At 44.7% G+C, this 25832-nt stretch carries 25 protein-coding genes and 1 pseudogene; 16 read left to right on the top strand and 10 right to left on the bottom strand.

All coding sequences use genetic code 11. From position 1 onward, the window contains the following. Positions 1 to 152: 152 nt before the first annotated feature. The 13 genes from L8S15_RS11760 (at position 153) to L8S15_RS11700 (ending at position 10614) form a co-directional block, all read left to right on the top strand. Positions 153 to 1100 (top strand): DUF523 and DUF1722 domain-containing protein, encoded by a 948-nt coding sequence (locus L8S15_RS11760; protein ID WP_010432435.1) that lies wholly within the window; start codon positions 153 to 155, stop codon positions 1098 to 1100. Continuing rightward, complete coding sequence (phrB, locus tag L8S15_RS11755; RefSeq protein WP_016790495.1) at positions 1097 to 2527, top strand: deoxyribodipyrimidine photo-lyase; 1431 nt, start codon at positions 1097 to 1099, stop codon at positions 2525 to 2527. Before L8S15_RS11760 ends, phrB begins: the two co-directional genes overlap by 4 nt. A 14-nt stretch (positions 2528 to 2541) precedes the next feature. Further along, positions 2542 to 2973, top strand: a complete 432-nt coding sequence (locus tag L8S15_RS11750; RefSeq protein WP_016766898.1) for a nuclear transport factor 2 family protein — start codon at positions 2542 to 2544, stop codon at positions 2971 to 2973. Beyond that, complete coding sequence (locus L8S15_RS11745; RefSeq protein ID WP_010432430.1) at positions 2973 to 3704, top strand: SDR family NAD(P)-dependent oxidoreductase; 732 nt, start codon at positions 2973 to 2975, stop codon at positions 3702 to 3704. The genes L8S15_RS11750 and L8S15_RS11745 overlap by 1 nt, the downstream gene beginning before the upstream one ends. A gap of 2 nt (positions 3705 to 3706) precedes the next feature. After that, entirely contained in the window at positions 3707 to 4978 is a 1272-nt protein-coding gene (locus L8S15_RS11740) for an FAD-dependent oxidoreductase (protein ID WP_010432429.1), read from the top strand. Further along, on the top strand, positions 4975 to 5781 hold the full coding sequence (locus L8S15_RS11735) for a DUF1365 domain-containing protein (protein ID WP_280573181.1): 807 nt from the start codon (positions 4975 to 4977) through the stop codon (positions 5779 to 5781). The genes L8S15_RS11740 and L8S15_RS11735 overlap by 4 nt, the downstream gene beginning before the upstream one ends. A 118-nt stretch (positions 5782 to 5899) precedes the next feature. Further along, positions 5900 to 7180, top strand: coding sequence for a cyclopropane-fatty-acyl-phospholipid synthase family protein (locus L8S15_RS11730; protein ID WP_010432426.1), 1281 nt, complete (start codon positions 5900 to 5902; stop codon positions 7178 to 7180). After that, complete coding sequence (locus L8S15_RS11725) at positions 7158 to 7679, top strand: DUF2878 domain-containing protein (protein WP_016790498.1); 522 nt, start codon at positions 7158 to 7160, stop codon at positions 7677 to 7679. The genes L8S15_RS11730 and L8S15_RS11725 overlap by 23 nt, the downstream gene beginning before the upstream one ends. A 3-nt stretch (positions 7680 to 7682) precedes the next feature. After that, the gene (locus tag L8S15_RS11720; RefSeq protein ID WP_016787504.1) at positions 7683 to 8306 is read left to right on the top strand and encodes a chalcone isomerase family protein; all 624 of its coding nucleotides are present in this window, start codon (positions 7683 to 7685) and stop codon (positions 8304 to 8306) included. Further along, complete coding sequence (locus L8S15_RS11715; protein ID WP_280573176.1) at positions 8303 to 8845, top strand: DUF3833 domain-containing protein; 543 nt, start codon at positions 8303 to 8305, stop codon at positions 8843 to 8845. The genes L8S15_RS11720 and L8S15_RS11715 overlap by 4 nt, the downstream gene beginning before the upstream one ends. Before the next feature lie 264 nt (positions 8846 to 9109). Beyond that, a complete protein-coding gene (locus tag L8S15_RS11710; RefSeq protein ID WP_010432418.1) occupies positions 9110 to 9373 on the top strand; it encodes a hypothetical protein in 264 nt (87 codons plus the stop codon). Positions 9374 to 9587: 214 nt separating this feature from the next. Beyond that, the gene (locus tag L8S15_RS11705; protein WP_016766890.1) at positions 9588 to 10262 is read left to right on the top strand and encodes an SDR family NAD(P)-dependent oxidoreductase; all 675 of its coding nucleotides are present in this window, start codon (positions 9588 to 9590) and stop codon (positions 10260 to 10262) included. Positions 10263 to 10374: 112 nt separating this feature from the next. After that, positions 10375 to 10614, top strand: coding sequence for an RNA-binding protein (locus L8S15_RS11700; RefSeq protein WP_010432413.1), 240 nt, complete (start codon positions 10375 to 10377; stop codon positions 10612 to 10614). Positions 10615 to 10753: 139 nt separating this feature from the next. Here L8S15_RS11700 and L8S15_RS11695 read toward each other — a convergent pair whose 3' ends face one another. The 5 genes and pseudogenes from L8S15_RS11695 to L8S15_RS11675 form a co-directional block, all read right to left on the bottom strand. After that, a complete protein-coding gene (locus tag L8S15_RS11695) occupies positions 10754 to 11098 on the bottom strand; it encodes a ribosome recycling factor family protein (RefSeq protein ID WP_280573172.1) in 345 nt (114 codons plus the stop codon). 173 nt (positions 11099 to 11271) lie between these two features. Then, positions 11272 to 12504: a PatB family C-S lyase gene (locus L8S15_RS11690; RefSeq protein ID WP_102282475.1), complete on the bottom strand. Its 1233-nt coding sequence runs from the start codon at positions 12502 to 12504 to the stop codon at positions 11272 to 11274. A 129-nt stretch (positions 12505 to 12633) separates the two neighbouring features. After that, the gene (locus tag L8S15_RS11685; RefSeq protein ID WP_016785476.1) at positions 12634 to 13095 is read right to left on the bottom strand and encodes an OsmC family protein; all 462 of its coding nucleotides are present in this window, start codon (positions 13093 to 13095) and stop codon (positions 12634 to 12636) included. 26 nt (positions 13096 to 13121) lie between these two features. Next, positions 13122 to 13519, bottom strand: a pseudogene (locus L8S15_RS11680) (GFA family protein). 108 nt (positions 13520 to 13627) lie between these two features. After that, positions 13628 to 14563 carry a LysR family transcriptional regulator gene (locus tag L8S15_RS11675; protein WP_280573166.1) on the bottom strand — a complete coding sequence of 312 codons (936 nt, stop codon included), beginning with the start codon at positions 14561 to 14563 and terminating at the stop codon, positions 13628 to 13630. A gap of 125 nt (positions 14564 to 14688) precedes the next feature. On the opposite strand from L8S15_RS11675, the gene L8S15_RS11670 reads away from it, so the two are divergent. From L8S15_RS11670 to L8S15_RS11660, 3 genes are all read left to right on the top strand, one after another. Next, a complete protein-coding gene (locus tag L8S15_RS11670) occupies positions 14689 to 15372 on the top strand; it encodes an SDR family oxidoreductase (protein ID WP_280573164.1) in 684 nt (227 codons plus the stop codon). A gap of 75 nt (positions 15373 to 15447) precedes the next feature. Beyond that, entirely contained in the window at positions 15448 to 16656 is a 1209-nt protein-coding gene (locus L8S15_RS11665) for an MFS transporter (protein WP_280573162.1), read from the top strand. Between the two features lie 85 nt (positions 16657 to 16741). Continuing rightward, entirely contained in the window at positions 16742 to 17830 is a 1089-nt protein-coding gene (locus L8S15_RS11660) for an alkene reductase (RefSeq protein ID WP_016790004.1), read from the top strand. A gap of 307 nt (positions 17831 to 18137) precedes the next feature. On the opposite strand, the gene rlmJ is transcribed toward L8S15_RS11660, so the two are convergent. The 5 genes from rlmJ to L8S15_RS11635 all read right to left on the bottom strand — a co-directional run bounded on the left by rlmJ (position 18138) and on the right by L8S15_RS11635 (position 25819). Continuing rightward, complete coding sequence (gene rlmJ / locus L8S15_RS11655; protein WP_016793144.1) at positions 18138 to 19004, bottom strand: 23S rRNA (adenine(2030)-N(6))-methyltransferase RlmJ; 867 nt, start codon at positions 19002 to 19004, stop codon at positions 18138 to 18140. A gap of 236 nt (positions 19005 to 19240) precedes the next feature. Then, positions 19241 to 20179: a protein translocase subunit SecF gene (gene secF / locus L8S15_RS11650; protein WP_016785471.1), complete on the bottom strand. Its 939-nt coding sequence runs from the start codon at positions 20177 to 20179 to the stop codon at positions 19241 to 19243. Positions 20180 to 20181: 2 nt separating this feature from the next. Continuing rightward, entirely contained in the window at positions 20182 to 21981 is a 1800-nt protein-coding gene (secD, locus tag L8S15_RS11645; protein WP_016785470.1) for a protein translocase subunit SecD, read from the bottom strand. Between the two features lie 271 nt (positions 21982 to 22252). Continuing rightward, positions 22253 to 22717 carry a hypothetical protein gene (locus tag L8S15_RS11640; protein ID WP_010432361.1) on the bottom strand — a complete coding sequence of 155 codons (465 nt, stop codon included), beginning with the start codon at positions 22715 to 22717 and terminating at the stop codon, positions 22253 to 22255. Between the two features lie 321 nt (positions 22718 to 23038). Further along, positions 23039 to 25819 carry a M16 family metallopeptidase gene (locus tag L8S15_RS11635; protein WP_280573158.1) on the bottom strand — a complete coding sequence of 927 codons (2781 nt, stop codon included), beginning with the start codon at positions 25817 to 25819 and terminating at the stop codon, positions 23039 to 23041. Positions 25820 to 25832 lie beyond the last annotated feature (13 nt).

The following is a 25832-nucleotide window of genomic DNA, read 5'->3' as shown; positions in this document are numbered from 1 at the left end:
CAGGATGGCATTAAGCCATCCTGTAAATCGTTAATATCACTGGATTAAAACATCGACAATATTGAGACTTGAAAACAACTTGGCTCAGTAAGTACGATTAGCAATGTTGAAATATAATAAATAGCTCAGAGCAAGAGCAAAGGAGTTGGCCAATGGAAAAGAAAATTAAAATAGGTATCAGCGCATGTGTTGCAGGACACAAAGTACGCTTCGATACTGGTCATAAACGCTCTCGTTTTTGTACAGATGATCTTGCAGATTATGTTGAGTTAGAACCTGTATGCCCAGAAATGGCAATCGGCCTTCCAACGCCTCGTCCTACTATTCGCCAAACAAGAATGTTAGATGACGTCATCCATGTTTCTCGTCCTGATGGTTCAGGCGATGTGACCAACGAACTTATCGAGTTCGGACAAAACTACTCGAAGGCCAATCAGCACATTGCTGGTTTCATTGTTTGCCAAAAAAGTCCTACCTGCGGTATGGAGCGAGTAAAGATTTATCACCACCACGGTCGCGGTTCTGAATCGACAGGTGTCGGCATGTTCACCCAACAAATCATGGATGGTAACCCTTTACTTCCTGTTGAAGAGAATGGCCGCCTCAACGACCCAATTCTACGTGAAAACTTCATGACACGAGTTTTCACTTATCAAAAGTGGCTGGATCTTGTCGACGAGGGCGTTACCAAACACAAATTGATTCAATTCCACAGTGCGCACAAGTATTTGGTGATGTGTCACCACGTTGAAGGGTACAAGAGCCTTGGCAAATTGCTAGCTGGCAATGAACTTGAAATTGATGAATTAGCAAACCAATACATTGAAGGGTTGATGACCGCATTATCTCATCACGCGAATCGCGGTAGCCACGCTAATACTTTGCATCACTTGCAAGGTTACTTTAAAAAACAGCTGAGCAGCGCTCACAAACAAGAACTCACCAATCAAATTTCATCATTCAGAGAAGGGCTAGTTCCTCTGTTAGTCCCATTAACCTTGATTAACCACTACTTGATGGAATACCCAAACGAGTACTTAGAATCACAGGTTTACCTGAACCCTCATCCACAAGAACTTAAACTGAGATACGGATATTGAGCGACATTCTATGGATAAGACGAGATCTGCGGATTCACGATAACCCAGCGCTCGTCGCGGCAGTTGAAAACGGTGTAACTAACGCCGTTTTCATCTCAACCCCGCAACAATGGCAACAACATGATCTCGCACCAATAAAAGCTGATTTTATTTATCGCCATCTCAAGCAACTTGAATTGCAGCTTGCTGAATTTGGGATAACTTTGCTGCATCTGAAAGCGACCGACTTTGACGACCAAGCCGCACAACTCACTCGTTTATACAATGAGCTCGATGCCAAGTGTGTTTACACTAACTCTGAGCCTGAAGTAGACGAGCAGTTACGTGACAAACGTTTAATCGCTAGCGGTATCAAACTGAAAATGACCGACTGCGACACCATTCTTCCCTTGGGCAGTGTTTTGAATAAACAAGGCGAGATGTTCAAAGTTTTCACGCCATTCAAAAACGCCTGGTTAAAAGAAGTGCAAGTCAAAGGGATCCAGTGTAGCCCAGCTCCAATCATACAAGCAGAGCCTACACAGACCGAGCGTCTTAACACCCAGTTGTCTGGCGATCTTACTCCTCATAAGCTTTCTGATGAGTACGACTTTGACTTTCCGCGTGTTGATTCAGATCGTTGGCCACTAAGCCAAGATGTACTAAATAGCGTGATCCCAAACTTCTTAGCCAACAAAGTTAACGACTATGGCAAATTTAGAGACATTCCTTCGATCAAAGGAACCTCTGGCCTGTCGCCATACTTAACGATTGGTGCGGTCAGTCCGCGCTGGCTAGCGATTCAGCTGATTCAACAACAGCCCGATTTGTTGTTTGATACTCAACTGCCCGCTTTTTCTTGGCTCAATGAATTGATTTGGCGAGATTTTTACAAGCATTTAATGTTCCACCATCCTAGACTGGTTAAAGGTGCTAACTTTCAACAGAAATATAATGGCTTAGATTGGTATCAAGATCACCCAAGTTTCAAAGCTTGGTGTGAAGGTAAAACTGGCTATCCATTGGTTGATGCGGCAATGCGTCAATTGGTTGAGACAGGTTGGATGCACAACAGATTGAGAATGGTGGTGGCGAGCTTCCTTACCAAACACCTGTTGATTGACTGGCGCTGGGGAGAGAGATTTTTTATGTCGCACCTTATCGATGGCGATTTTAGTGCGAACAACGGTGGCTGGCAGTGGGCTTCGAGCACTGGTTGTGATGCTCAACCTTACTTTCGAATTTTCAATCCAATCACGCAAAGCGAAAAGTTTGATCCAAAAGGAATTTTTATTCGTAAGTACATACCAGAGCTGCAAAAAATTCCGGATAAGCATGTACACTTCCCGCATGACTACATCAAGAAAAACGGAATAAACAGTGAATACTGGCAACCCATCGTTGAACACAAAGAAGCACGATTGAGAGCCTTAGCCTTTTTCAAATAATTAGAGTGTAGATTATGGATAACTCTCTCTGGCTTAATAACTTTCTCAACATGTATCAAGAACTCGGAACAGACAGTTTCGACATACTAAGAACGGTTTATCACTCTGATGTCGAATTCCAAGATCCGCTGCATCACGTCAGCGGAATTGATGAACTAACCCATTATTTTGAGAACATTTATACACAAGTGACAAGCTGTAACTTTCATATCGAGCACGCCTTTGAGGCAAATAATGAAGCGTCAGTATATTGGACCATGCAGTTTTCTCACAAACAGCTGAACGGTCAAAAACCAATCGAAGTGCAAGGGCACAGCCACCTGAAAATGCTCGACGATCAAGTGGTCTATCACAGAGACTATCTCGACGTTGGCGCTATGCTATATGAACATATCCCAGTGTTAGGCTGCGCGATCAAATCCATCAAGAAAAGAGCGAGCCGCTAATGCGTATTATGATTACTGGCGCGACCTCAGGTATCGGCCAATCACTGTCCAAGGACTATGCTCAGCAAGGACATCAAGTCATCGCTTGCGGACGTAGCGCGGAAAAGTTACAGGCTCTCGTTGATTCTCACGAGACAGACCTGTCCCATCCGTCAATTACGCCACTCTGTTTTGATTTAACTGATTACCATAATTTCCCAGAACTCAACCAAAATGAACCTCTCGACCTGTTGATTTTGAACGCCGGAGATTGTGAATACATTGATGACCCAATTAACTTTGATGCCGAGCTATTCGAACGTGTTATCAATATTAATCTGATATCAATCGGTTATGCGCTTAAGTCGTGGTTAAAAAACATTAAGCCTGGTGGTCGCTTGGTACTAGTCAGCTCAAGCGCCAGTTTTCTCCCTCTACCCAGAGCAGAAGCTTATGGCGCTTCAAAGGCGGCACTGACGTATTTAGGAAGAACCCTGTCGGTTGACCTAGCAAAACACAATATTCATGTCTCAATTGTGCATCCAGGCTTTGTTGAGACACCACTTACCGAGCGAAACTCTTTCTCTATGCCTATGATTATTAGTAGCGAAGCTGCAACTCAGAGAATTGTAAAAGGTATTGCTCAAGGAAAGAGTGAAATTGATTTCCCAAGACGATTCATTATGTTGATGAAGCTACTCAGAATGCTTCCAACTTCAGTTTGGCAAAAACTCGCTTCAAGGATGGTATAACAATGAAGAAAATCGCCATTATAGGTTCAGGTATTTCTGGACTGACTTGCGCACACATATTAGATAAACACCACGACGTAACGGTATTCGAAAAAAATGACTACGTCGGTGGTCACACCGCCACGGTTGATATTGAACATCAAGGCACGGCGTTTTCAATAGATACTGGTTTCATCGTTTTTAACGACAGAACCTATCCAAACTTTAACCAACTGCTTGAGCAGTTAGGCATAGAAAGACAACCAACCGAGATGAGCTTTAGCGTCCATAATACGACGACTAAGTTTGAATACAACGGCCACAGCATTAATTCGTTATTCGCTCAAAGAAGCAACATTTTCAAACCTCAGTTCTGGTCTTTAGTCTCCGACATTCTAAAGTTCAACAAGCTGTGTAAAGCTCAGTTCGAAAGTAACAAATTCACGCCTGATGTAACCCTTGGCACTTTCCTACGCGATAACCAGTTTTCAGATTTTTTCAGCCAGCACTATATTCTTCCAATGGGTGCCGCTATTTGGTCCACAAGCTTAAAAGAGATGGAAGAGTTTGAGCTTAAGTTCTTCATTCAATTTTTCTATAACCACGGACTATTAGATATCGCGAATCGCCCTCAGTGGTATGTGATTCCTAAGGGTTCTCGCTCTTACGTGGAAATTATCCTTTCACGCTTGAGCAAACCCGTCGCTTTGAACACATCGATTAAGCAAGTGACTCGCCAAGAATCAGGTATAACGATTGAATTCAAAGATGGCGGCACTCAAAATTTCGACGAAGTGATATTTGCATGTCACTCAGATCAAGCGCTACATTTACTCGGCGATGCGACAGAGCAAGAACAACAGGTTCTAGGGGAGATCCCATACAGCCGTAACGAAGTAGTTCTGCACACAGATACTCGCTTATTGCCAGACAGAAAACTGGCTTGGGCAAGTTGGAACTACATGTTGGATGGCGACAGTAAAAGGCCAGCCTGTGTCACTTACAACATGAATATTCTGCAAGGTATCGAAAGTCAAGACACCTTCTGTGTCACCTTGAATCAAAGCGAAGCCATCGACCCAGAAAAAATCATTCGCAGCTTTGTTTATCATCACCCGGTACTGAACTCGAACACGGTAGAAGCTCAGCACAAGCGCGAACAGATCTGTGGCAAAAACCAGACTCACTTCGCCGGCGCGTACTGGTATAACGGGTTCCACGAAGATGGTGTCCACAGTGCTCTCGATGTAACCAAACGCTTTGGCTTAGATTTGAGTACGAGTTCAACACTATGAACACTCACACCTTAACACCCGAAATGGGCATCGCATCCGAAAAGAGTGAAGAGCTCAGCGGTATCTATTGGGGTAATGTCAGACATCGCCGTTTTGGTGATATCACACACGAGTTTAGCTACCAGCTTTACATGATGGGGTTAGATCTTGACGAATTGCCCCAAACCACAGCGCGCAGTCCGCTGTTTGGGACTCAGTGGTACAACCTGATTCGCTTTGTCGAATCGGATTATCTCGCTGAAAAAAAAGAAAATCTCACGAATGATGAACCAAAATCACTCAAGCAACGTATAGCCTCCAAAGTACAACAACTTGGTGGAGTTTGGTCAGATTCAAATCGTGTAACGATGTTAGCCCAGTGCCGTTGTCTAGGTATCTATTTCAGTCCAATCAACTGTTTTTTCTGTTATGACGATACTGGCGATTGCAAATACATGTTGGCCGAAGTGAGTAATACACCATGGCGACAACGACATTATTACCTCATCGACATGCATCAAGAATTAAAAGTTAAGAAAGAGTTTCACGTTTCGCCGTTCATGGATTTAGACATGACTTACTTTTGGAAAATTAAGCCACCCGCGAAACGGACATTAGTACACATCGAAAGCCGCCGAGACAATAAGCTTTTCGATGCAACACTAGCACTGACGAAACAGTCAGTAACGAAGAAAAATATTAGACGGACGTTATTAAAAGTTCCGGCAATGACGATAAAGATCGTGATGGGAATTTATTATCAGGCTCTCAAACTATTCCTGAAAAAGGTACCGTTTATAGCGCACCCAGATTCAACATCTTAAGCGCTTAAAAAGCAATTAAATGACAACAAGGCAATTAGAACTGAGTTATCTCAAACCGACGAGCAATACTCAATTTTAGTTGGCCGAAAAATTAGAATGAGTTCTCAGCGAGGTTGACATGGAACAGCTTGCAAAACAAAACAACAATATTGAACATCAAGCTAAAGCCGTTGCTGTTTCGAGCAACTGTAAATATCGTGCTTTAATATTCAAAGTTCTTGAGCGTCTGCAATTTGCGACTCTTGAAGTGATTGAGCGTGACCAACATTCAGTGTTCGGCGACAGAGAAGCAGACCTCAAAGGTCAAATCGTCATTCATGATGCTACTTTTTTTAGAGACGTTGTCATCAACGGTAGTATCGGCGCTTCAGAAGCCTATATTGACGGTAAATGGACAAGCCCTGACCTCACACACGTTATTCAGATCATGGCTCGAAACCAAGCGCAGCTTGACGAACTAGACGACAAAACTCAGTGGATCTCTCGCATCAAAAACCTGTTGTTGCGTCGTAAGAATGTGAACACTGAACAAGGCTCTAAAAGAAACATACTCGCACATTACGATATCGGCAACGAACTCTATGAACGCTTCTTAGACAGTTCAATGCAATACTCTTCGGCTATCTACAGCAAGGAAGCGGAGACCTTATCTAAAGCTCAGCAGAACAAAATGAAGACCATTTGTGAACGGTTAGAGTTATCGGAATCCGACAGTGTCGTTGAGATTGGTACGGGCTGGGGTGGCTTAGCTATTTTTATGGCTCAACATTACGGATGCCATGTCACTACAACCACCATATCAGATGCGCAACATGAGCTCGCGGAGCGGAGAGTAAAAGCGCTCGGTTTAACGGACAAAATCACCCTACTTAAAGAGGATTACCGCAACCTCTCTGGCGAATACGACAAACTCGTATCGATTGAAATGATCGAAGCCGTTGGTCATGAATACCTGCAAACTTTCTTTGAAAAGTGTTCTTCGCTGCTAAAGCCTTCGGGAAAAATGTTAATTCAAGCGATTACCATCGCCGACAGTCGTTATGAAAAATATCGCAAAGGCGTCGACTTTATTCAGAAATACATATTCCCTGGCGGTTGCTTACCCTCTGTTTCAGTCATGACTCAGCATCTTGCCACCAGCACTGATCTTGTGGTTCAAGAGATCGATGATATTGGCTTGCACTACGCTCGAACGCTAAGCGATTGGAACATCGCCTTTGAAAACAGCTGGGACGAACTTGAATCTCTCGGATATTCAGAAGAGTTCAAGCGCTTGTGGATCTTCTATTTCTGCTACTGTGAAGGTGCATTCAAAGAGCGAGTAATCAGCACTCACCATTTAGTGGCAAGAAAACCTCGTTACTTTGGAGCGAAAGATGAAACGGTTTTGGATTATTAATCTCGTTCTGTTTCAAGCGACCTGGGTTTGTAGTGCGTTTTTTACCGCGCAAGCCCCGTTCGTGACCCCATTGATCGTGGTGGTTCACTTCCTTCTTTCTCCAACCCGCAGAAGCGACCTCAAAATACTCGCTTTATTACCGTTAGGGCTGTTGCTTGATAGCTTCTTACTTCATTTCGGCGTGTTTGCAGTCGACTCAGAGATTGCTAATCAATCTTGGTTTCCTGTGTGGCTTGTTTGCCTGTGGATCATGTTTTTAATCAGTTTCAATCACAGCCTAAATTGGCTTTTAAAATGCTCGAAAGTGATCTTGTTTGTCATAGGGTTCGTAGCAGGTACTAGTAGTTATTGGGGAGGTATCAAAGCAGGTGCCCTCATTACTACTTGGCCAGATGCTTGGGTGCTTGCCGCCCTTGCAATAAGTTGGGGGATTTTGTTGCCCTTACTGGTGGCCGCCTACTCCAACTTGGTCCAACCTAAAATGGCAACAACGAGGTGATTTATGGCTTATTCACGCAAACCGACGCAAGCGTTCAGACCAGAGAGCGATAGCAGTCGCGTTCGTATTCATCCAGGCTCGTTTGCTCAAACCAGCTCTCAAAACCGGTCAAACCCGCAAACTAACAATAAACTGCTCAGCTTAATCGCCTTAGCGTTAGTTTGCGCTGCACTCCTTTTTACCGGAAATTCGAAAGCTTCTGCCGTCGATGATTTGAATAAGCGTGGTCAAGGCGAGATGAGTTACCTGTTTTGGACACTTTACTCGGCCGAGTTCTACACCACACCCTCTAATTCGGAGCGGGCGTTAAAAATTGAGTACTATCGATCTATTGATAGTCAAGACTTAGTAAATGCAACCAAAGATCAGTGGAGTAAACTTGGTTACTCTAGCAGTAACATTCAGCGTTGGTTGAAACCGTTATACGCAATGTGGCCGAACGTTGAAGAAGGAAGCACCCTAACCATCCGTGTCGCTGAAGATAATGTGAGCCGTTTTTATTTCGATGAACAACCTATCGGCACCATACAAGACAAACAATTTGGCGAGGCCTTTCTGGCGATTTGGCTCTCTGAAAACACATCCGAGCCGCTTCTACGCAAGCAACTTTTAGGTTTGAATAAATGAATCCAAAGACAAAAATATTAAAATTCACCCTAGCTATTTTGTCACTCACTTGGCTAGTCGGCTGCGGTTCGGCGAGTTTAGATAATCACGCAAACACCACTCCAGAGCTCAAGCTTGAAACCTTTTTCAACGGTGAACTTAAGGCCTATGGCATGGTTCTCGACCGTTCGGGCGATTTATTGCGACGCTTTGATGTCAAACTCATCGCCACTTGGGAGGGTAATAACGGAGTAATCAAAGAGTGTTTTTTTTTCGCTGATGGCGAGCGTTCAACTCGAGTATGGAACCTAATCAAGACCGGAGAAAACACGTATACCGGAACGGCCAATGACGTAGTTGGTACCGCTTATGGTGAAACTCAAGGTTCAGCTCTATATTGGAAATATGATTTAGAAATTGAAGTAGACGGCAGCACTTATGAAGTAGTCTTGGATGACTGGATGTTCTTAATGGACGAAAAACGCTTATTTAACAAAACTGAAATGTCCAAATTCGGTTTCAAAGTTGGTGAAGTGATCTTATACATTGAGAAAATTTGATTAACCCAATTTTAGGTTCAACAGAGTTTATCTGACATTCCTATAAGTCAACAAGCGCCATTCAGTCCTTACAAAAACCACAGCCTACAACATTAAATTGTAGGCTGTTTTGTTTAATCCCTCGAATAGCGTATCTGCAACATCAAGTCTCTGTGCTAAGATGCGCCACCAGCACACAAATAGGCTAGACTCACACACAGCAGTTCCTATTTGTTTCGCTAAGTGTAGATTCCCTACCATGATTAATTGAAAAGGCTTTAAAGCATGAGCAAGTTGACCTCAGCGGAGCGTAAAGCTCGCGACAATGAACGTTTCTCACAACGCGTAAACGACCGCAGAGAAAAAGGCGAAGACGTAGTTGCTTACGCATTGACCAACAAAAAAGCTGTAAAATTCCTGACTAAGTCAGAGAAAAAACGTTTCAACGAAACGAGAGCAACACTTCAAGAAGAGAAGCGAGTTAAAGAACAAGAAGAACTAAACCGAATCGAAGACGCATTCACGATCAAACAGTTCGACGAAGAATAATCACGGCTGATTACTCAAAAGCGCTGGCTCAATGCCGGCGTTTTTACTTTCTAGCTCTGCTTCATCATTCTGCTCCTCCACTTTCACTATTCTGTAATCTCGATCTATCGTAAAGACTATCAACGAAGCTATCCGTCAACTTTGGCCATAGATCTCAGAAAAACTCAGCCTAGCCCCTTACTATCTCGAATCAACTCTACAAATTTAAGACAGTATGATTTTAATTACCGGATCAAGCAGCGGATTAGGTGCAGCTCTAGCGAAACAATATGCGAGCTCTACAACAGACGCTCAACGCGTAGCCATTACAGGTCGTAACACGCAACGTTTAGCTGAAGTGGCGAAAATTCTGCCAGCGAATACCATTAGCCAAACCTGTAACTTATGTGACCCGCAATCAGTAAGCGATTTGTTGGATGCGTTACCTGAAACACCCAAACTGGTCATTCACAGCGCAGGCAGTGGATACTTCGGTAAGATAGAGCAGCAAGACCCAACCACAATCAGCGATATGCTTAAAAACAATATCGAGTCTTCAATCTTTCTGATTCGAGAAATGGTTAAACGCTACAAAGAGCAACCTGTCACCATAGCTGTAATAATGTCGACCGCAGCGCAAGGAGCAAAAGCGGAAGAATCAACTTACTGCGCGGCCAAATGGGCAGTAAAAGGCTTTATCGAATCGGTTAGGTTGGAACTAAAAGGTCACCCGATGAAAATCGTTGCCGTTTATCCTGGAGGAATGGCGACCGAGTTTTGGGGAACGAGTGGCAAAGCGATGGATACCTCAAGCTTTATGACAGCTACAGAAGCCGCTCAGATGCTGCAACAGGCGTTAACCAGCACTGAGCATGGGTATATTTCAGATGTCACAATAAACCGCGGCTAACACGTAAACAGAGAAGCGAATAGCTAAAGAGTTACATTCGAGTAATTATTTGTGAGGGTGAGCATGAAAGTGTGCGACAATGCTCGGCGTAAATTCATATTCAAGGTTTATTATGAAACTTCTAGTTCGTAACCTATCACGCTCTACTGCTGAGCAAGACATCCGTGTTCTATTTTCTGAGTTTGGCTCAGTAAAAGAGTGCAGCCTAGTTTTAGACCAAGAAACTGGTGAATCTAAAGGCTTTGCTTTTGTTGAAATGCCAGAGCACGAAGAAGCTAAAGCAGCACTAAACAAGCTGAACATGTCAAAGCTTGGCAAAAACACGATTCGTGTAAAAGTGGCTAACTCTTAATCGAGTAGATGCTTTGTAAGCCCTACGGCTTAACTGCAACACAAATGATAAAGCCTGTAACGATATTGCGTTGAAAAACGTAATATCGTTACAGGCTTTTTGCTGACCGCAAATCTCTTTTCATACGATTCGAATATGCCTACAGTCCTTCATGTTCATCAATAGCACGTCTTGCCTCTGCCATTGAACATCCAGATTCCATAATCAACTGAGCCACAGTCATTGAGGGTGTCGCGACCAACAGAGATGCCAAACATACCACTGGTTTAGGCAGTACTTTGTCGATTGCGATCGCTATCCAACCGTCTTTTTCGTGGGTTAACATCGTTTTAAACTCAACGAGCTGACGCTCTTGAGCGACCAACATCCAATTACGCGAACGACGAGCGCGTTTTAACTGACATCCACACTCTGCAGCATTGGCCATCAATTGGCTCTTATCACTCACACGATGTACAAAACTATTCAATGGGACGCTAAACATAACTCTCTGATAACCAATCCATTCCTACCATTCAAAAGCTCTCTACCTATCTCTCCGAACTTTTTAACTGTTACTCAATAAACCGCACGTAGGATTACACAGACACAAAAAAACCGCCAGTGGTGCACTAAGCAGCCTGGCGATTTTTCGTTTTTTAGGACTAACGATCGATATCAGCAGCAGCTTTTTGAAGCACCGCTATCACAACAAATTGAACGAGTATGACTTCCTCGCTCAAAGCCATCAATCGCGTCCGCTAAAACATTAAATGATTGCTCGATATTGTCGCGTGACGTCGCAATATTCATTCGCATAAAGTTAGGACTTTCAGCACCAAACCAATCACCTGGAGTTAAACCCATTTTAGCCTGCTCAAACACCACATTTTTTAGCTCTTCTCCCGAAAAGCCTAAGCCTGAGAAATCAAACCACATTTGGTAGGTGCCTTGCGGCTGAAAGACTTTTAATTGAGGAATACGTTGCTCTGTAAACTCGGTAATCCACTTAACCGTGTCTTGCAGGTACACCAACATGCCATCTAACCACTCTTCACCCTTTTCGAAGGCCGCCACGGTTGCAAACGTGCTGAATGCATTCCCGTGATCAAGATACATCGCGACCACATTGGTTTTGAACGCTTCAAATAGCTCATCATTGTTGGTGTACACATAGCCGTTTGAGATGCTGTGCATACCAAATGTTTTTGCCGGAGATCCAATTAAGGTGATGACCTTGTCGTAATCAAAGTTGGTTAAACTCGTAAAAGCGTGACCTTCAAAGATAATGTCTGAATGGACCTCATCACTGATGATCAATACATCATGACGCTTAGCAATCTCGATGACTTGTTCAATGTCTTGAGATGTCCACACGCGCCCAGTCGGGTTATGTGGATTACAGAAAATCATCGCCTTCACTTTTTGCTCGATGATTTGTTGTTCCATACCAGCGAAATCAATTTGGTAACCCTGTTTATCACTGCACAACGGGCTTTGCACGACCTGACGGTTTGCTTTATTCACCAAGTTAGAAAACTGATGATATGCCGGAGTGTGGATAAGCACGCCATCATCTTCGTTGGTAAATTGACGCAATAACAGTGCAATACCTGATAGCACTCCCGGGACCTGAACAAATTTATCAGCCGAAAGGCTCACACCGTGACGCTTTGAATACCACTGAGACAAAGCTTCAAACACCTCTTGCTCACTAAATTCGTAAGAGTACACACCACGTTCAACCAATCGGTTCAGCTCTTGAGTGATAGGTTCTGCAACCTGAAAGTCCATATCAGCAATCCAATATGGGAATACATCTGTGGTGTTATAAATATTCTGTAGCATCTGCGGTTTGTTTTTTATAAACGCATTTTCACCATAGTTAGATGTGCTGTTAAACGCAGTCATGGAGGTGCCCTCAAATAGTATATTCGGTCTTTTTACAATCAACTGAATTGCATCAATACCCTTAAGACGATGGTGAAGCCAGAAAGACGAAACTTTGTAGAAAATAAGATGATGTGATAAAAATTAAACTCACACTTCTACCTTTATCTCTGTTTTGACAGAGTTCGCGATAAAGCAGTTTTTATGGGCTAGGTGATGAAGTTTTTTGAGTTGTTTGGCGGTTGGTTGTTTAGAGCCTAGAAACACAATTTGAGGTCGTAGAGTCACCGTGGTAACCGATGAGCGGCCTGATTCATCTTCTTCAAGCACACCAATTGCAGCATCGACATAAGAGTCGACCACGTACTTCTGCTTTGCGGCAATGCCCAAAAACGTCAACATATGGCAGCTAGAAAGTGCCGCGATAAAGGCTTCTTCTGGGTCAACATTCTCTTCTACCGAAAACGGCAGTGGTACCACATGGGGAGAAGACGAAGCTGGCACAGTAACACCGCCATCAAATTCCCACGTATGACCGCGGCTGTATTGATTATCGTTAAAGACTTCATCTTCCGCTTTTTGCCAACGAATGAGCGCACCGTATTCAGACATAGAACTGTTCCTTTTTAATGTTTATCTTATCGATCAGCAGGGTGATTGACACCATCGTTGGTCACTACATCGTCAATATCAAAAGGGTTTACCCCTTCCAAACAACCAATGTTAAACCCGTATTCATTTGGGCTAGAACGGCGTTGATGATGCGTATATATACCGCAGTTCGAGCAGAAGTAGTGCTTAGCCGTATTAGTATTAAATTGATAAAGCTTGAGATGCTCAGCACCTTTCAGAACCTTAATCCCATCAAGCGCCACAGAGCCAACTATCGCGCCTTTACGACGACAGATAGAGCAATCGCAGCGACGCGGCTTTTCGATCCCGTTAGGCAGGCTGAGTTCTAATTCCACCGCACCGCACCGCAGTGGCAGGTGGCTTTGTGAAAAGGTTGGATAACCGTGTTACCGACGACTTTCATTTCTCTCTCCAATCACGTCCTTATGTTGCAGGTATCATAACCAGAACGATGATCTCTGTCCGTAAGCTGACGCTGAGTTCGAGAGATCCGTCATACGTAGGTAAGCGTCTACTCTTTACCTGATCTTTCGATCAAACCACTGAAGTTCTCAAGAAGATAATCTAAGAAGAGTCGGATACGTTTCGGCTGATATTTCTTGCTGATGTACACCACATTCAAATCGGTACTGGACACAGACATCGCGGTATTGAAGTTCTTCATGTAGCCGTTAAGTAACGTCACAAGACGCTGATTATTGATGTCATCTTGCACATCCAGAATGGATTTCAGTGCAATCCCCTCTCCTTGTAGCGCCCAATAACGGATCACTTCGCCATCATCCGAAAATCGCTTGGGAACCACCGTCACAGCCTTCTTCATGTCATGATCTTGGAAGTGCCAGGTTTTGAGTTCTTCGTTGCTGCGAAGCATCGCCAGACACGCATGATCAACCAAATCTTGTGGCTTGATCGGCGTGCCGTGTTTAGCGAGATATTCTGGTGAAGCACATAGCACTCGTCGGCTTGGTGATAAGCGTCTAGAGATCAAACTACTGTCAACCAATTCACCGTAGCGGATCACGATGTCCATGCCTGATTCAGCGATATTCGATAAGTTATCGTTCAAATACAAGTAGGGAACAACGTCTGGATACTGCTGACAAAACTCAGTCAAAATAGGAAGAATGTACTGTTTCCCGATGTCTTTTGGCGCAGCAATCTTTAACGGACCTTTAACTTCTTTGACGCCATTTTGAATCAGGTTTTCGGCCTCACTGACGTTGTCTAAAATCTCCAAACACGCCTTGTGATACAGCTCTCCAGAGTCGGTCAAAGACACATGGCGCGTACTTCGATTCAACAACTTCACACCATATCGTTCTTCAAGTGCTTGAAGCCTTGCTGTCATGGTCGCGGGTGATAAACCCAGTTCACGTCCCGCAGCAGCCAAACCTTGATGTTTCACGATACTGACGAACATCGCCATGTCTGAAAACTTATCCATGCTATTCGTGCTCTCGCCATATTGTTCATTTAAACCGAATAATGAATTTATATTTTAGCCAATTATCAAATTTAGTCGAACAAATATAATGACAACCATCAGCAGAACACGCAGGAATTCAGACCATGAGCAACACAATAGCGAACCAAGAAAAGAGCACTTTCGTCATCATTGGTGGCACATCTGGTATCGGCAAAGCATTAGCAATGCAATTGAGAAACGAAGAAAATACGGTACACATTGCCAGTCGACACACAGGCCTCGATATCAGAGATGAAAAGTCAATTTGTGCTTACTTTGAGTCAATTGGTGCCTTTGATCATTTGGTAATAACCGCAGGCTCATACGCTCCGGGCGGAAAAGTGACAGACGTTGCTATCACAGACGCAAAAGCAGCATTTGATACAAAGTTTTGGGGAAGCTTAAACGTAGCCAAGCACGCCGCACGTTACATGACTCCAAACGGCTCAATCACACTCACAACCGGCATGCTGTCACGCAAAGTGGTTGCTGGTACTTACGTAAAAACCGCGATTAATGCCGCACTAGAGAGCGTGACTAAAGTACTGGCGAAAGAGCTATCACCGATTAGAGTCAACGCCGTCAGCCCCGGCCTTACCATGACTGAAGCCTACAAAAATATGGATGACTCAGCTCGTTCAACAATGTACGACAACGCGAAAAACAACCTACCAGCAGGCAAAGTCGGAGAGGCTAAAGATATCGCAATGGGCTATTTATTCGCGATTAACAACCCATATGTAACGGGGTCAATCATCGACATCGATGGCGGTGCTCTACTCGGTTAACACTCCGCAAAGAACAATCGTTAGGGCGTGTATGTAAACGTCCTAACAAACAAGAATTAACACAGGTACTTCACTATGAAACCAGAAGCGATCCATAAAGAAAAGATCCCATTCCAAGTTTGGATACTGACACTCGCAGCGTTCGCTATTGGTACGGCTGAATTTGTTATCGCAGGCATCCTTCCACAAATTGCCACATCCCTTTCGATCACCGAAGGTCAAGCCGGATACCTAATCAGTGCTTACGCATTGGCTATCGTTATTGGTGGCCCGATCTTAACCATCTACCTCGCACGTTTTAACAAGAAGGTGGTACTGATTGGCTTAATGGCACTGTTCATCATCGGCAATATCTTGTCAGCCTTAGCTCCTAGCTACCCACTTCTACTTGCAAGCCGCTTTATCGCAGGCTTAGTGCAAGGTCCTTTCTATGGCATAGGGGCAGTTGTCGCGACCAATTTAGTGTCTGAGAAAATGGCAGGTCGTGCTGTTGGTCAGATGTTCGCTGGCTTAACACTCGCTAACGTTCTAGGGGTTCCCGCAGGAACTTGGGTGAGCTTGCAATTCGGTTGGCACACCACTTTCTTTACCGTGGCAGCACTTGGCACCATCGCCATGATTTCAATCTTAACGTCAATAAAATCTTCAGGTCACAGCGAAGCGAAAGACATCAAAACTCAGCTGTTGGCATTCAAAAATCCAATGCTTCTCATCAGCTTGGCGATCACCGCTTTTGCTTGGTCTGGCTTCATGACGCTTTACGGCTACCTTGCGCCTATCGCGATGCACATCACGGGTTACGGTCAAGAATCAGTCACTTGGATCTTAGTGATTGTTGGTGTCGGCTTAATCATCGGTAACACCTTGGGCGGCCGCTCTTCTGACAAAGATTTAGGCAAAGCATCGATGTTTTGGGCTATCGCGATGATCGTTTCATTAGTAGTGGTTGGCCTTGTTGTAGACAACAAAATCCTATTCGTTGCAGCTGCATTTGTCTTTGGTATTGCATCATTTGCGAACGTTCCTGCTATGCAGCTTCGAGTAATGAATCACGGTGGCGAAGGCCAAGAGCTAGCAGCAACCGCGAATATCTCAGCCTTTAACTTGGCCAATGCCTTCGGTGGCTTCCTTGGCGGCATGGTACTCGACAGCCAACTAGGCGCAGGAATGATTCCATTCACTGCCGTTGTCGTTCCTTTCATCGGCTTGTTCTTGATTGCTAAAGCTAACCGAAACGGAAAACCACAAAGCAACTCAATATTCGCACCAACAGAAGCTAAGTAATTTAAGAACTCAGAAACTTCAAAATGCCAATTCATTCTCAAACTGGCATTGGCACAGCAGCTAAAAATTCACAAAGGTAGAGACCATGAACAAATTATTCGAAACATCAGAACTAAAAGGCCTAGAACTGCAAAACCGCGTGGTTATGGCACCTATGACGCGCGCTCGTACTAGCCAACCTGGAAACGTGCCAAACGACATGATGGCAACCTATTACCAACAACGCGCAAGTGCTGGGCTTATCATCACTGAAGCCACGCAAATCTCAGATGATTCTCAAGGTTACTCATTCACACCCGGCGTTTATACCGATGCACAAATCGAAGGTTGGAAGTCAGTAACCACAGCCGCAAAAGAGCAAGGTGCCGCGATATTCTGCCAATTATGGCATGTGGGGCGCGTGTCTCATCCAACCTTCCAAAAAGGTGAACTGCCAATCGCGCCTTCGGCACTGGCTCCGGTAGAAACTCAGGTTTGGATCTCTGATGAGAATGGTAATGGCAACATGGTCGATTGCATCCAACCAAGAGAAATGACCCAAACCGATATCGATCGCGTTGTTCAAGATTTTGCTAACTCAGCTAAAAAGGCTGTCGAGGCAGGATTCAACGGCGTCGAGATCCACGGTGGCAATGGCTACCTCATCGATCAATTTCTACGCACCAATTCAAACAAGCGCACCGACAACTATGGTGGCAGCCGCGAGAACCGACTTCGCTTCCTAATCGAAGTGGTCGATGCGGTGATTGAAGCGATCGGCGCCGATAAAGTTGGTGTGCGTTTAGCTCCTTTCATCACCTTCAAAGACATGAACTGCCCAGACATCGTGCCAACGATTCTAGAGACATCAAAGGCGCTGCAAGCGCGTGACATCGCTTACTTGCACCTATCAGAAGCCGATTGGGATGACGCGCCTGTGATACCTGAAAGCTTCCGTGTCGAGCTAAGAGAACTATTCTCTAACACAATCATCGTCGCTGGCAGCTACACACCAGAACGCGCCGAAGAAGTGTTAAGCAAAGGCTACGCTGACCTTGTCGCATTTGGTCGCCCATTCGTAGCTAACCCAGATCTCGTATCACGCCTACAAAACGGCAACGAACTATCCGATCTCGACGGCGCCACTCTGTTCGGCGGCAACGAAAAAGGCTATACCGATTACCCAGCATTGTAGTGAATTTGGAGGAGATGATGGTTTCTAACCACTAGAAACATTTCCTTCAGGCAAAAGAAAGGCTCGCGTGACTAGTGCGAGCCTTATGCAGTTTAGGGGGTAAACCACAATCTGATATTAATCTTAGACTAATTATTTAACTTATGAGCCTTTATGCACTTGCGCGCATTGATATTCTATTTTTAAATGATTCACTGCAATTAATCAATCGATAAAAGTTAGCGTTTGGTCAATTTAAACCACACAAAAATTAGCGATTTAGTGAGACACATCTCGAAAGTAATCATAAACCCCATATAAATCAGAGCTATAGACTTCTGATTTGCCAATACCCTTCACCATTGGTCGCGAGTTGGCTGTGTAAATAATCGAGCGTATCTGCAACTGTCCCAGCAATGCCTTGTGGTGGATTGAACAACAGTAAACCACTACCGATCAGGCGATCATCACCCTTAGGATCTCGAAGGCGAAGCTCCGATTTAATCGGACTTGGCAGTAAACCATCTTTCACTGCGGTCACACAGTGGTTCAAAATCAGTGAGCTCTTGTCATCCGTGTAGAGCGGGTACCAAATTAGTGCAGATACTTTCTCCGACTGCTGATATGCCTTAACTAAGGCATCAATCACCGCGAGATATTCTGAATCGGTTTCATAGGGTGGGTCGATAACAATCAGATGATGATTGTCATGTTTAGCTACGTCATCAGGTAACGCTTTAAGCCCATCACCTGCGCTAATCGTAAGCTTGCTTGAAACACCCAAGTTACGCTGTAACTTATCGATATTAGTTTGCAGTAAATCAGCTTCATCTTGCTGAATGTCTGAAAAATAGAAGCTATCTTGGCTGCGACCTTGTTGGTAAGTGATGGCGGCAGAACCCGGATACAAAGAGATAAGTTGATTCGGATTGTAGTATTCCAGTACCGACATAAAAGAAGCGAATGCCGGAGGAAGATAAGCCTTATTGCGCCACAAGTACCCGACCCCTTCAGCAAACTCACCTGCATGATTACTTGGTGCGCTGGTGAGGTCATAACACCCTGTACCTGAGTGCGTGTCGATAACATTGAGGCGTGAATGCTGCTGCATTAATGACTGAACAAGTGCACTCAATACTGGATGCTTCAGTGCATCACCATGGTCGCCTACATGACATTGATGTCGATATTCCATTCCCTTGCCTCATTTCTACTAACGTCATCTAAACATACTTCATATCATGAGGGCTTGCCTGCTCAATCCATCGTTTTTTGAAATAGGCTCACTTTTCTCTAACCAGTTGACTCTTATATAAAAAATAAAGCCCCTGAACTTACTTAGGGGGCTAAGTAAGTTCAAGGGCTTCATTATTGGGTTCAGTTAATAGCGTAAGTAAATCGGCCTACCGTGCATAAGCTAGCTTAGCTTGACTAAGGGTACTCACCCTCAACTTCCACTGGCGCTTTCACTTGGTAGTGACAAGGCTGTAGGCCAAATAACTTAGGCAGTGTGATGCCGACAGACACTGAAGACCACGTACCGCTGACAATGCCGACAACCAATGCGATTGCAAAGCCTTGCAGCGCAGAACCGCCAAGTAGCCAAAGTGCCGATACGGTGATTAGCGTTGTACCTGAAGTCACCATGGTGCGTGAGAAGGTCGCTTTAACCGATTCGTTAAGCAGGTTATCAGTATCACCGTTTGGATTGCCGCGCAGCATTTCACGTACACGGTCGGCGATGATGATTGAGTCATTGAGTGAGTAACCCAAAATCGCTAACACAGCCGCCAATACCGTCAGGTTGAACTCAAACTGAGTAAAAGCGAACAGACCCAAGATGAGCGTCACGTCATAGATGATCGCGGCAAGCGCACCAAGTGCCAAACGCCACTCAAATCGTACACTCAAGTACAGCATGATCATGAGGAAACACACCAATACCGCCAAGCCACCTTGGTCAACCATGTCTTGGCCTACTTGAGGGCCAACCACGCTGCTGTTGAGCACTTTCACTTGGTCGCTAACCGTTGTCAATGCATCCACTAAGTTTGGCTGTGGAGTATCTGTCAGTTGGCTGTAACGAATCGTCCAACGATCCTGTTCTGCCATACCAACCACTTGAACGTCTTGTTGGAAAGCCGTGTCGAGTTTTGTTTTTAAGGCGTCTTTAGTCACTTGTTCAGAGAGTTGCACCTCGGCAACTACACCGCCTGTAAAGTCCAAACCCCAGTTAAAACCTTTTACTGCCACCAGCATCACAGAGCTCATGAACAGCACAATAGAGATCATAGACATCACCTTACGAAGGCGAGTCATATTGCTGTTTGAAAAATAGCGGTCTGAAATAGTCATTTTTGAAATACTCATGCTTAAATCCTTACATCGTGGCGTTGGTCACGCCCCCAAACCAAATTGATGATCGCTCGTGAAGCAAAAATGCCCGTAAACATACTGGTTAGAAGACCTAAGCCCAGTGTCAGAGCGAAGCCCTGAATCGGTCCATTACCAATGGTGTATAGGGCTACAGCAACAATCATGGTGGTGACGTTGGCATCGAAAATAGAAGAGAACGCACTGTCAAAGCCACGATCGATAGAACTCGCAAAGCTGCGCCCTTCTTTCATCTTGTCTCGAATACGCTCGAAGATAAGCACGTTGGTATCTACCGCCATACCGACAGTCAATACCAAGCCCGCAATGCCCGGCAGGGTTAATACCGCACCTGGTAGCAAGGCAATCAAGCCAAACAATGTGGTCATGTTCACCACCAATGCACAGTTCGCGACCCAACCTAAGCGGCGATACCATAGCGCCATAAACGTCAGAGTAAGACCCAAGCCAAGCGCCAGAGCAGCAAAGCCGTTGGTTACGTTTTCTGCACCCAGAGATGGGCCAATAGTACGTTCTTCAATGATGGTAACGGGCGCGGTTAATGACCCCGCACGCAACAGTAACGCAAGCTCTTGTGCGTCTGCCAAGCTGCCTGCGCCAGTGATTCTGAAGCGGCTACCCAGTTGAGATTGGATGTTTGCTACACTAATCACTTCACTGTCTTGCTTGCTGTTGCCTGCTCTATCACGGCTGTATTCGCTGTAAACAGTCGCCATTGGCTTACCAATATTATGGCGAGAAAATTCAGACATTTTTTTGCCGCCAGAAGAATCCAGTGTGATGTTTACTTCTGCGCTGCCCATCTCACCAATGCCACTACGAGCATCGATAATGTGTTCGCCACTCAACACAGCCTTGCGGTCGACTACCACGCGGTTGCCGTCTGTGTCCTTCAGCGTTTGAGTGCTGCGCGTTGGGTTGTCGTACACAGAATAGAAAGCAAGTGATGCGGTTGCACCAATCACATCTTTCGCTGCTGCAGGGTCTTGTACGCCCGGCAGTTCAATACGAATACGGCTTTCACCTTGGCGTTGAATTGATGCTTCTGTGATGCCTAACTCTTCAATACGGCTGCGCATGATTTGCAGGTTTTGTTGAACCGTTAGGTTACGTAGCGTTCTTTGCTCTTCTTCAGATTGGGTTAACGTTAGCGATTTATCTGAACGATCACGTTGCCATTGTGGGAACTCTTCACGAATCAGCTTTTGAGCTTGTTCAAAATCAGCATCAGTGCGGAAATTAAACTTAACTTGGTTGTTCACCACTTCACCACGGGCATAACGCACTTCGCTAGTGATCTCGTCGACCACCGCTTGAGCTTGCGCGTGATAAACCGGTGCCATATCCACTTCTAGCAAGAACTGCACGCCACCGCGTAAATCAAGACCTAGTTGAATCGGCGCAAAACCCATATCAGTTAGCCATTTAGGTGCAGCTGGCTCCATCGCTAGAGCAACGGTTGCGCTGTCGAGGAAGCGCTCATTAAGCACTTCTTTGGCTTTCGCTTGCTGCTCTGCATCTTCTAAGATCACAACTAAGCGTTTGTCTTTTTGAAAGGCTGATGTCGCTTGAATGCCTTCGCTAGCAAGGTATTGCGTCACTTGAGTGGCGTCGATCGTCTGCTCAGAACGGTTACTGATTTGAACCGAGGCGTCCTCACCAAACCAAGAAGGTAAGGCACTTAGAATCATGATAATGATGGTGGCGATAAGCACCACGTATTTCCACTTTGAGTAGTGGTTAATTTGTTTTCTTGGAATGCGTTTTTTCACAGTCAAGATCTCTTCTTTGTACCAATCACCGTAAATACGAGCTCAAAAATAGAGCCGAAAAAAAGCAGTGTTCGAGCATTTTAACCAGCTTGGGTGACCAGTCATTTACTACGATTGGTATAACTGATGTTTTGCGAACACGAGCGATAGCCGAAACCAGAACAAGCTGATTGAACGGTAATGATGCTAAAGCTGATGTCGCTATGTTTGTCTTGGTTAACTGGCGAGCTCAACGGGCACAAGTGACCATCGAGACGACCAATTTAGGGTCAAACGATTAGCTAAGAAGTTCTCGGAAATGCGAGTATTGGATGTTGCCCTCTTTCCACCCCGAAAGCCGGGAGGACGGAGAACTCACAATGCTGGTCCAATGCTGCTTAGTATCCAACATCGGCGTGTTGAAGAGCAGAGAAGCCAGTAGTGATGGGGGAGAGAAGTCGATCAATAGATGATAAGCAGGCTCAAGGTCGGCCACGCTTTCTTGCTCGTTGCTGAGCATACGTCTAAAGGTTACCGCTTGGAGACTCGATTCAGTGTCGTGATAATTGGAACTATCACCTAAAGACGCAGTGTCAAACTGAACCTGATCACATTCCATGTAGCTCGACGGATTATCCGCAGCAGCTTGTTTACAAAGATTATTCTGCGAAGGCTGCTCTTGAGCGGAGTGGATTTGGAATGGCTTAGAAGGGAACGAATAGCCGTTAGAATTCACTAAGCCAAAGCTCAGTAAAAACAACATTAAGACTAATCGGGTACCTAATTTAAGCAATCTAATATCCAAACAACATTCTCGTAGATCGCCAATTTACAATACAAATGAAACGCTGTCTTGATTTAAAACATTTTTTTAGAAAATGATACGAAGCAACCGATTAAGCGCTCTCGCATTTAGAACTACATGCCTTTAAATGCGGCCAACAACACCTAATACATTGATGTTATGAATAATGTAAAAAAACAAAAAACCAAGCAGTGCATCAGTGCATGCTTGGCTTTGAGTTAAGTCTTTCTGTTTGCTTATAGCTTTAGGCTTTAGGCTTTAGGCTTTAGGCTTTAGGCTTTAGGCTTTAGGACGCATGATATTTTTAACCTTACGGCTGTTTTCACCAAATATACGCTGCACAAGTTGATTCATGTCTTCACGAGAAATTGAGCGAATCGTCGCTTTTACGTTAAACAAAGCTGCTACGCCATAGTCGTGCAAAAGATAACGAGACACGAACCATGCTTGGTCAACAGTGCTAGCATCTAAAGGCGTAAAATCCGCTTCTAATTGCTTGCCCGCCGCTCTAACTTCATCTTGTGAGACCCCCTTCAAAAGGTCTGCAACCACTTTATCAATCGCCACTTCTATCTGTTCAGTATTTTCAGGGGCGATCATCGCACCAATAAACCAATCATGACTTGTTTCTCCATCTTGAGATACATAGTAAGAATAAGGTGAATAATCTAGGCTTAAATCTTCACGAATGTACGCATCTAAACGAGTAGAAAGCACGCGTTGTAGCAGATCTTCCATAAAGATATCTTTCGCCGTTTGCCCTCTTACCATTCCTGTATTAACGGAAGGCTCCGCAATCACTCTTAGCATGTACTCAGTACTGTTGGCACTGTTAACCGCCAAATCAATACGCGCTTTGGAAGGGTGCTTGTACGCGACGTTAAAGTCAGGTGCAGCGGTTTTCTCCAACGGAATAGAAGCCAAGTACTGGCGAACCAAAGGTTTCAGTTCACTAGGATCAATATCGCCCACCATAACCAGTTGGTTACTTCGCAATTGCCCGAATAACTGCTGATGCACATTCTTTACATCCTCAACGGAAACCGCTTCAACACTTTTTCCGTCTAACAACACATGGTCGCTGTTTGCTTGATAAGTATTTTTGTTCATTGCATAGGCGAACTGACCAGCTGGGCTTGCTAAGTAGGATTCTCGGTTTTGAATGAACTCTTGCTTAACCGCCGCTAGTTGCTCTGGTGATACTTTCACTGATGTCACGATCGCGTTGAGTGCGGCAAAAGTTTCCGCTAAACCACTCTTTTTGATCTTAAACTCGACGCCGTGGCGAGTCGGTTCGATGAACGGATAAACTTTAATATCTTCACGATCAAGATGCGCATCAAGCTCCGTTCCTGTAAAACTGCCAACACCACTTCGACCAATAGCCGCAAGAGCCAACTCGGTCGCTGGATATAAGCTTGAGTCTAAAACGGCCTTGCCCCCTAAGCTTGTGTAGTACATACCCACTTCATTACCAGCAAGAGAATCACGCAGATACCACATATCGATACCATTACTGAGCGTCCACTTTTGAACATATGGGTCAATATACATCTGTTCGACCAACACAATATCACCTTGAGAACTCGGTACGGCAAAAGCACTGCTGGTCACTGCAAGCACAGGTTTGGCGCCCGCTTCGCTATAGGTTGCTTTTAAGCTATCGATAGCTTGGGTAACCGCAACTTTATCTTCGCTTTCACTCATCCCTACCACTAAAAAATAGTCACTAGAAAGCAAGGCATTGATACTGGCATTAATCCCTTCAAGATCGAGATTCGCGACAAACTCTTCAAGGCTCGCTTCATAGTCTCTTTGTGATTGCACGGTTTGCTCGTTCACTAAAGCCAACGTTTTCTGATTAGCGTGTTGAGCACTGTCCATGTTGTCCCAGTCGACCTCAACATTATCGAGCAAGTCTTGATAATAGTTCTGCTCGCTGATGATCTCACTTTCAGAGACACCATAATCACGTAGAGATGCCAATGTCGCGATAAGCTCTTCTTGAGTCACCTCACGCGCACCAACAGGGAAACCAACACTGATCGATGAATAGCGCTGATATTCCATTGAGTAATGTTCAGCCACCACCCATTGAGTCGCTAAGGCCGCGTCATTGAACTTGGTGTTGAGTCGTTGTCGAATCAGTTGTTGTGCAGTTTCATCGAGCCAAAGTTGATGCTGTTGTTCGCGAGTCGTTATCTCGCTTGAACCTCGGTTGATCATCAAAGAAATACTTGGGGTTTCCCCTTCTGCATACTCGATATAATCACCGTCATTGAACTTTATGATTCTTTGTTTTCCTGGCTTTGGTGTTTCACCACGTTCCCAGCTAGAAAACTTCGCTTCAATGAGTGGAATAGCCGTTTTTTTGTCAATGTCACCCGAGACAATCACCTCGACAATTTGGGGCTGATACCAAGTCTGATAAAAGCTATTTATCCCTTGAGAAGTCGCGTTGAGCACAGATCCTTTGGAACCCAATGCATCTTGGTCTTCATACTGGCTGCCCTCTATAAAGTGATCGAAGAACTGCTCTGCGAATGGTTTATCATCTAAGCGTGCATAACGAAATTCACCAATAATAACGCCTTTCTCTTTTTCTACTTCCGTATCGGCGATTTCAAGGCCATCACCGACATCACGCAGCCAGGTTAAAGCCTGCTCTAATTGTGTATTATCTGGTAAATCTAATTCGTATACGGTTTCTTGGTAAGAGGTATAAGCATTAATATCAGCACCAAAGCTAGCGCCGGCATCTTCAAATAAGCGAATCACGTCATTTTGAGAGAAATTCTTGCTGCCATTGAATGCCATGTGCTCCAAGAAATGAGCATAACCTTCTTGTTGGTCAGTTTCTTGGAACGAACCCGCGTGCACGACTAACCGAACAGATACGGATTCTTCATGATCTGGATAAACATGGTAGGTAAGACCATTTTCTAGCTGGCCTGATGTCCATGCCGGATCCGGCTGGATTAAGGTTTCGGTGATATTTGATGTTGAACTACAGCCAACTAAGGTAAGGCATAGTGCCGTCGCTAAATAATATATTTTCATAACAACCTCTTAA

It is taken from the genome of Vibrio sp. S/42/10, from assembly GCF_029890535.1.
Lineage (GTDB): Bacteria > Pseudomonadota > Gammaproteobacteria > Enterobacterales > Vibrionaceae > Vibrio > Vibrio cyclitrophicus.
Note: the sequence above shows the minus strand (reverse complement) of the source record. Positions and strands in the feature narration are given on the sequence as shown.